We start from the raw sequence: 6,307 nt of genomic DNA, 5'->3' as shown, positions 1-6,307 counted from the left end.
TAGTAATGCATCCAACTAACCATCCTTTCTTCACCTCCGAATGACAGTATATCATTCGTTGATGTTGTATAATAGTTGCTGGATTTTATTTGCCTAAATCTGCTGGTTATAGTATACCACTTACAGAAGTGTATTTTCTAATGTTGTCTTAGATGATAAAAATAGTTTAATGGTAGTGAAACTTCAGGGCAATTTAGATGACGAGTATAAGAAGCAAGTATCTGAAAATATTGCTGCGGCCTTAGAAAGGGAAGAATTTGAAACACTATCTTATGTAGTCTCTGGTAAACCTGTACTTGATACAGCATTAAAAAATGAAATGAAAACAAATATGGTAATTATGGTAGGTCTAGCAGTTGTTATCATGCTCATTGTTTTATTTATTGTATTTAAAGTAAAATGGAGAATGCTAAGTTTGGGTATTATCTTAGTGTCAGTAATTGCTACCTTAGGTCTTATGGGGCATATAACTGTTCCTGTTACTATGGTGTCTATGGCCGTGTTCCCTATATTAATTGGGTTAGGAATTGACTATTCCATACAGTTTCATAATCGATATGAAGAGGAAAAATCAGTAAAAACAACATTAAGGAATATAGGTACAGCGGTAGCAATTGCTGTATTAGCAACAGTTTTGGGGTTTGTATCTCTTTATGCATCACCTGTACCAATGATTCAAGATTTTGGTAAAATGTTGACTATTGGTGTAATCATAAGCTTTATCGGAAGTATATTCCTATTAGCGCCAATATTACACTTGAGAGATCTATTCGGACTACAGAATAAAGACAATGTAAAATTAGATGTAAAAGAAGTAGAAGAAAAAGACACTTTTTTAAATAAAATACTAAAAGGATCTACAAAAACTGTAGTAAAATTCTCAGTGCCAGTATTAATTATAGCTATTATTGCAGCAGGCTTCGGATTTTATTTCGATAATAAAGTAGGTGTCCAGACAGATATTGAATCTTTCATGCCACAAGATATGAATGCACTACATGACATCCATACAGTCAGAGATGCCGTAGGATCTACAGACCAGATGGCAATCTATATCAGTGACGATAATATATTGGAAGAAAATAATATAAACTGGATACAACAGATAACAAGACATATTCAAGAAAAGTATACGGACGTTGTGGTAGATATAAAATCCATAGATACATTAGTAAGTAATTTAGGTGAAGATATAAGTGCCGATGAATATGCAGAATTTATTGATGACTTACCAGGGCAACAAGTTAATATGTTTTTGAATAACGAACAAAATGAGTCAGTAATACTATTAAATATCGAACATTTGGATACGGAAAGATTACAAGATTTCGTTTCTGAATTAAAAGCAGATTTAAAAGATGCTCCTATGAATGTAGAAGTAACAGGTAAAAGTGTACTTGATGTAGAAATGGTAAATGGATTGACTTCTGGAAGAATACTAATGACTATTATAGGATTAGCACTTGTGTTCGTAGCTCTTTTAATTGTGTATAGAAATTTTATAAAAGCTTTAGTCCCAATCATACCAGTAATCTTGATTGTAGGAATGTCAAGTGGAATTATGTATCTTCTAGGAGTAGATTACACTCCTATTACCTCAACCCTTGGTGCTCTAGTTCTAGGTATGGGTACAGAAATGACAGTTATGTTAATGGAAAGATATATTGAGGAGCGTAAAATAGGAAAAGATAAATCAGATGCGATAATTCATTCTACTATTATGATAGGTAAGGCTATCGTGGCATCAGGTCTTACTACAGTAGGCGGATTCTCAGTATTAATGCTATCAGAATTTGTAATTCTAAAAGATTTTGGATTGATGACAGTAATAAATATATTATTAGCATTACTAAGTACCTTTATTATACTACCACCAATCCTTTCAATTTGTGATCGATTCCTTTTAAGTAAAAAAGAAAAGGAGGAAGCTGAAAATGCTTCAATAGAAATTATTCACGAAATTTAGGAATGATTAACTTGGCAATAGAGCCATCTATACATTCTATAAATTAGCTATTGAAAAATGGCTTGCAAAATGAAAAAAGTTTTTATAGCTGAGCCATGCATAAAGCCAATTGAGGTTTTGTGTATGGCTCTTTTATTACTTATTTTATTTTTAGGTATTGCTCTTGATTGACCTTTTTATTATTTCAATAGAGTAATTGTATCTGAGTCAAATTGAATCAGCCCATCTTTCCTCATTTTTGCCAACTCCCGAGATAAAGATGTACGTTGAACCCCGATTTTTTCAGCAAGTGCCTTTTTGGTTATATTTAGTTTAATCTGATTAGAATTTTGATTTTTTCTTTCGTAATTAAGATAATTCATAATGCTTTCACGTATTGTTCTATTAATATAATGTTTTATCTTATCTCCGAGAATGAATGTACGGTCAGAAATAAGTTCCAAGTATGTTCGTAAAAACATAGGATTATTATAGATCAATTCAAACAGCACTTCCCTATCAATTTCCAATATATCCGTAGGCAATTGTGTTAATACGGTCATAGGATAATAAGGATTTTTTGAAAACAGTAGACTTCCGCCTAAAATATCATCTTTGTAAAACTCTGAGATTGTAAGCAGATTTCCAGATTCGTCAATACGATCTACAACAACCTTGCCAGATAAGACTATCTCCAATTTATTACATGTTTCCCCATCAAAATGGACAACGCTGCTTTTTTTATAAGAAGTAACCTTAAATTTTCCACTATTAAGGTTAGTAAGTATATCCTCATCTGATAAAGATTTTATTAATGCTGTACTTCTGATTAAATTAATATTCTGAGTCATATATAATCTCCTTATGTGTTACCAAGGTAACGCCCTTTTTAATATTATAGCGTTATAATATTAAAAAATCAATAAAATGATGGAGGTGTCATATGAAGTATATTATATCAGCAATACGAATATTGTTCTTAGCACTGTTTTTATTTTTAGTACTGAATGGAAAAATGATGCTTTGGCTTGCTTTATTTGCGGTAAGTCTCATAGTAGCATTGCTGTTTGTTAGAGTATATTGTGGTTATGTCTGTCCGATGAATACGTTGATGATTCCGACAGAATGGCTTTCAAAAAAGCTGAAGTTACAGACGGATAAGTCTCCCAAATGGCTTCGCTCGGGAAAATTTGCATGGTTTGCATTGATAGGAAGCATTGCAGTCATGCTACTTGCAAAAAAAATATTACATAAAAATATTCCTATTTTGCTTATTTGGTTGGTTGTTTCAATACTCATAACACTCAGATACAAGCCAGCTGTATTTCACAATCTAATATGCCCATTTGGAGCAATTCAGAAAGTCTTTGGAAGATTTGCTAAGTTTTCAGAAAAGGTAAATAAAGAAAGTTGTATTGGATGCAAGCTTTGTGAGAAGGTTTGTCCTTCCGAAGCAATAGAGGTTAAATCAATAGATAAAAAGGCTAAAATTGAAACTTCACTATGTTTGCAATGTACTAATTGTCAACAAGTATGTCCGAAGAATGCCATTCACTATTCAAAACAAGTATAAGTTGTTTTTGTGTAGTGGCTAAGTTAAGTATTAATCTTTTTAATCTAAGTTAAGTTATGATATTAAATACGAGGAGAATGATAAAATGATTGAGCAAGTATATAAAATATCAACTGGCAACGAAAAAGCAGTAGAAAAGGTTATTTATGATGAGAACCTTCATTATCTACACATGGTTTTTAACAAAGGAGAAGGATTGCCAGAGCATTTTTCAAATTCTAATGTTTATATGACAGTAGTAAGAGGTACACTTTCTATCGGTCTTAACGATCAGGATATTCATGAATATTCAAAGGGTACTTTACTAAAGATTCCTGTAAAAACAAAAATGAACGTTAAAAACTTGAATGATGACACGTTGGAATTGATTGTTGTAAAAGCGCCGGCTCCTAAAATATAAAACGTAAAGCGAGGCACGAAATGAGTAAATTAAGCATTAAGATTTTAAAGATAGTAATGAAGATCGCGGTTATTGATGTAACAAATTCAACACATCTTTCTCAGTATAAGAGCAGGTTGTCCTTGTATGATTTGGCTAAAGTAATTCTGGAGATTCCTAATTTTGATGATCGGTTGGCAGAAGGAGATCCTGAACTGGTAAATATTATCGCAAGGAACATTGGTGCAGTTAATATGTTTTCTTTTGCCTCCAAGTACTGTACATATCATAACGTGGAAATTTACGGCAGAGATGATTACTCTATCTTTGATGGTATCGTTAAAAATACTCTTCCATATTATATCCCTGGCTTAACAGTTAATAGGATTGATACATGGCGAAGAAACTTTGATTATGAGACATTTAACGAGTGTGTTGGAAATCTGCTTGATGAAAATAATATTCACATTCCCTTTAGAAGAAGAAAGTTTGACCATTTCTTGTGGTATGCGAATAGGTAGAATATAAGAAAAAGGCATCGTAAAAGTGATTCTGGATAAAATTAATGGGGGAGGAAATAATAGTGGGATTATTTGATTTTCTAAAGAAAAAACAAGGAAAGGTTAGTAAACACGTTGATTATCAACTGGCTTCTAGTCCATTTCGTACTGGTAAAGTTTTTGCTGAAAAATTGGAAGTAGACATATCAAATGTAGATGAGTTTCGTAAAACTTTTATCGCTTTTGATGTGGAAACAACTGGCCTAAATTCTTCTTCAGATAGAATTGTAGAGATTGGTGCGGTGCTATTTAAAGAAGGAGTTCCAATTCAATCATTCGGAACTCTTGTCAATCCAAAAGTTAGAATTGCAGCCTCAGCTTCGGCAATAAATAATATAACTAATGAAATGCTAAACTCTGCTCCAAATGAGCAGGAAGTTTACCCCCAGTTGGTAGAATTTTTGGGAGATGCACTAGATGGAAAAATCACTATGTGTGCACACAATGCAAGTTTCGATTTTGGATTTTTAAGTAACACATTTTCTAGACTTGGGTATGATGCTAAAATTAAGTATGTTGATACGCTGAGTCTCTCTAGAAAACATATAAAAGGCATTGTAAATCATAAGCAAGAGACTGTAGCGGAATATTTCGGATTAATAAATGACACTGCCCATAGAGCGGAATCAGATGCAGATATATGCGGAAAGATTCTTTGGGGTGTTTTAGATATTATTGAGGAGTCGTTGGAAGAACAAAAAAAGCAAATAGAAAAGATGACTCCAGACATAAAAGAACTTGAAGTTTGTGCTTTTATTCAAGATATTATTGAGAAAAAAGGATGCGACACCAGTTGGATCAGGTATCGAAAAAACAGTAATAATTATGTCGATGTAACTTGTCTATATACATTCTTAAAGTTTAAGTTTGCTAAGAAGGGAAATTACATCATTATTAGAAAAGATGCTACAAATGGAATTGATTTACCTATAGAACCTTGTACTGTAAGTGAAGGCGGTACAACAAATGTGCGAGTCTATTTTCGTAGCCCCTTTGACTTAACGCCTCTTTCAAATTATATTTTCAGTGCTTATAGCGATTGTTATAATTCTATGAATGAATATATGAGTGTTAGTAATTATACTAAAAAAGAAGCAGAGCAAAGCCTTAGTATGCTGAAATCTATTTCAAAATCAGCGATGAAAGAGTTATTATTCGATGCAAAAAATCGTGGATATGATGAGACTGAAGTTAACCTAAATATTGAAAAAGTGATATCTAGAGAAGATGTAATTATTAACGGGTTGCATAATCGAGTTTCATTAAACAAGATACGAAATATAGGGAATTGGGAGAAAGGATTTGATGCAGGTTATCCATATTGGGAGCGTGGAGAAACTGCTAGGAAAAATGGCAAAGTAGATGAAGCTATTGCACTTTTTGATAAAGCTCGATATAACGGCTATGATGCTCCTGCGCTATATGATTCTTATGCTAAAGCTTATCGAAAAATTAAGGATTACGATAATGAAATTCTCATTCTTGATGAAGGAATTATGCGTAAAACACGGCACGATGTTGGTACTTTAGAGGCTCGTAGGGATAAGGCAATTAAGCTATTATTTGCTAAACAAGAGGCAGAGCGGATAGCTAAGGAAAAATCTGATTTTCTAAAAGCGAACAAAAAAGAGGATATTTAGAGGTTCAAAACGAAGTTAATAAGTTAATATAAAAATATACTAAGCCTACGGAGTAAAATCTGTAGGCTTATTTTTTATGGTATAATAAATTAGGAAAGTTCTAAGTCAGGGGCTCAAAATCAGGAGCCTGATTAGAACTTCAAGCCCCTGATTTAGTACTTTCCTTTTGAACCAAGTCCCGCATGCGGACGGCTTATGTAGTTTTGATTG

Annotated in this window: 5 protein-coding genes and 1 pseudogene; 5 read left to right on the top strand and 1 reads right to left on the bottom strand. The window is 32.9% G+C overall.

Annotation, left to right across the window (positions count from 1 at the left end):
• Positions 1 to 133: 133 nt before the first annotated feature.
• Positions 134 to 1,966, top strand: a pseudogene (locus BN3456_RS00540) (hydrophobe/amphiphile efflux-3 (HAE3) family transporter); the annotation flags it as partial.
• A gap of 179 nt (positions 1,967 to 2,145) precedes the next feature.
• Here BN3456_RS00540 and BN3456_RS00535 read toward each other — a convergent pair.
• On the bottom strand, positions 2,146 to 2,796 hold the full coding sequence (locus BN3456_RS00535; protein WP_089982007.1) for a Crp/Fnr family transcriptional regulator: 651 nt from the start codon (positions 2,794 to 2,796) through the stop codon (positions 2,146 to 2,148).
• A 92-nt stretch (positions 2,797 to 2,888) separates the two neighbouring features.
• Between BN3456_RS00535 and BN3456_RS00530 the strand changes: the two genes are divergently transcribed.
• The 4 genes from BN3456_RS00530 to BN3456_RS00515 all read left to right on the top strand — a co-directional run bounded on the left by BN3456_RS00530 (position 2,889) and on the right by BN3456_RS00515 (position 6,097).
• The gene (locus BN3456_RS00530; protein WP_089982005.1) at positions 2,889 to 3,518 is read left to right on the top strand and encodes a 4Fe-4S binding protein; all 630 of its coding nucleotides are present in this window, start codon (positions 2,889 to 2,891) and stop codon (positions 3,516 to 3,518) included.
• 85 nt (positions 3,519 to 3,603) lie between these two features.
• Positions 3,604 to 3,918: a cupin domain-containing protein gene (locus BN3456_RS00525; RefSeq protein WP_089982003.1), complete on the top strand. Its 315-nt coding sequence runs from the start codon at positions 3,604 to 3,606 to the stop codon at positions 3,916 to 3,918.
• 20 nt (positions 3,919 to 3,938) lie between these two features.
• A complete protein-coding gene (locus tag BN3456_RS00520; RefSeq protein ID WP_207644074.1) occupies positions 3,939 to 4,418 on the top strand; it encodes a hypothetical protein in 480 nt (159 codons plus the stop codon).
• A gap of 62 nt (positions 4,419 to 4,480) precedes the next feature.
• The gene (locus BN3456_RS00515; RefSeq protein ID WP_207644073.1) at positions 4,481 to 6,097 is read left to right on the top strand and encodes a 3'-5' exonuclease; all 1,617 of its coding nucleotides are present in this window, start codon (positions 4,481 to 4,483) and stop codon (positions 6,095 to 6,097) included.
• Positions 6,098 to 6,307: the final 210 nt, after the last annotated feature.

The organism is Clostridium sp. C105KSO13, from assembly GCF_001517425.1.
Taxonomy (GTDB): domain Bacteria; phylum Bacillota; class Clostridia; order Lachnospirales; family Lachnospiraceae; genus Muricomes.
Note: the sequence above shows the minus strand (reverse complement) of the source record. Positions and strands in the feature narration are given on the sequence as shown.

Excerpts from the sequence above, each read along its gene's own strand:
- BN3456_RS00535 (WP_089982007.1), bottom strand. The coding sequence starts at position 2,796 with ATGACTCAGAATATTAATTTAATCAGAAGTACAGCATTAATAAAATCT.
- BN3456_RS00530 (WP_089982005.1), top strand. The coding sequence starts at position 2,889 with ATGAAGTATATTATATCAGCAATACGAATATTGTTCTTAGCACTGTTT.
- BN3456_RS00525 (WP_089982003.1), top strand. The coding sequence starts at position 3,604 with ATGATTGAGCAAGTATATAAAATATCAACTGGCAACGAAAAAGCAGTA.
- BN3456_RS00520 (WP_207644074.1), top strand. The coding sequence starts at position 3,939 with ATGAGTAAATTAAGCATTAAGATTTTAAAGATAGTAATGAAGATCGCG.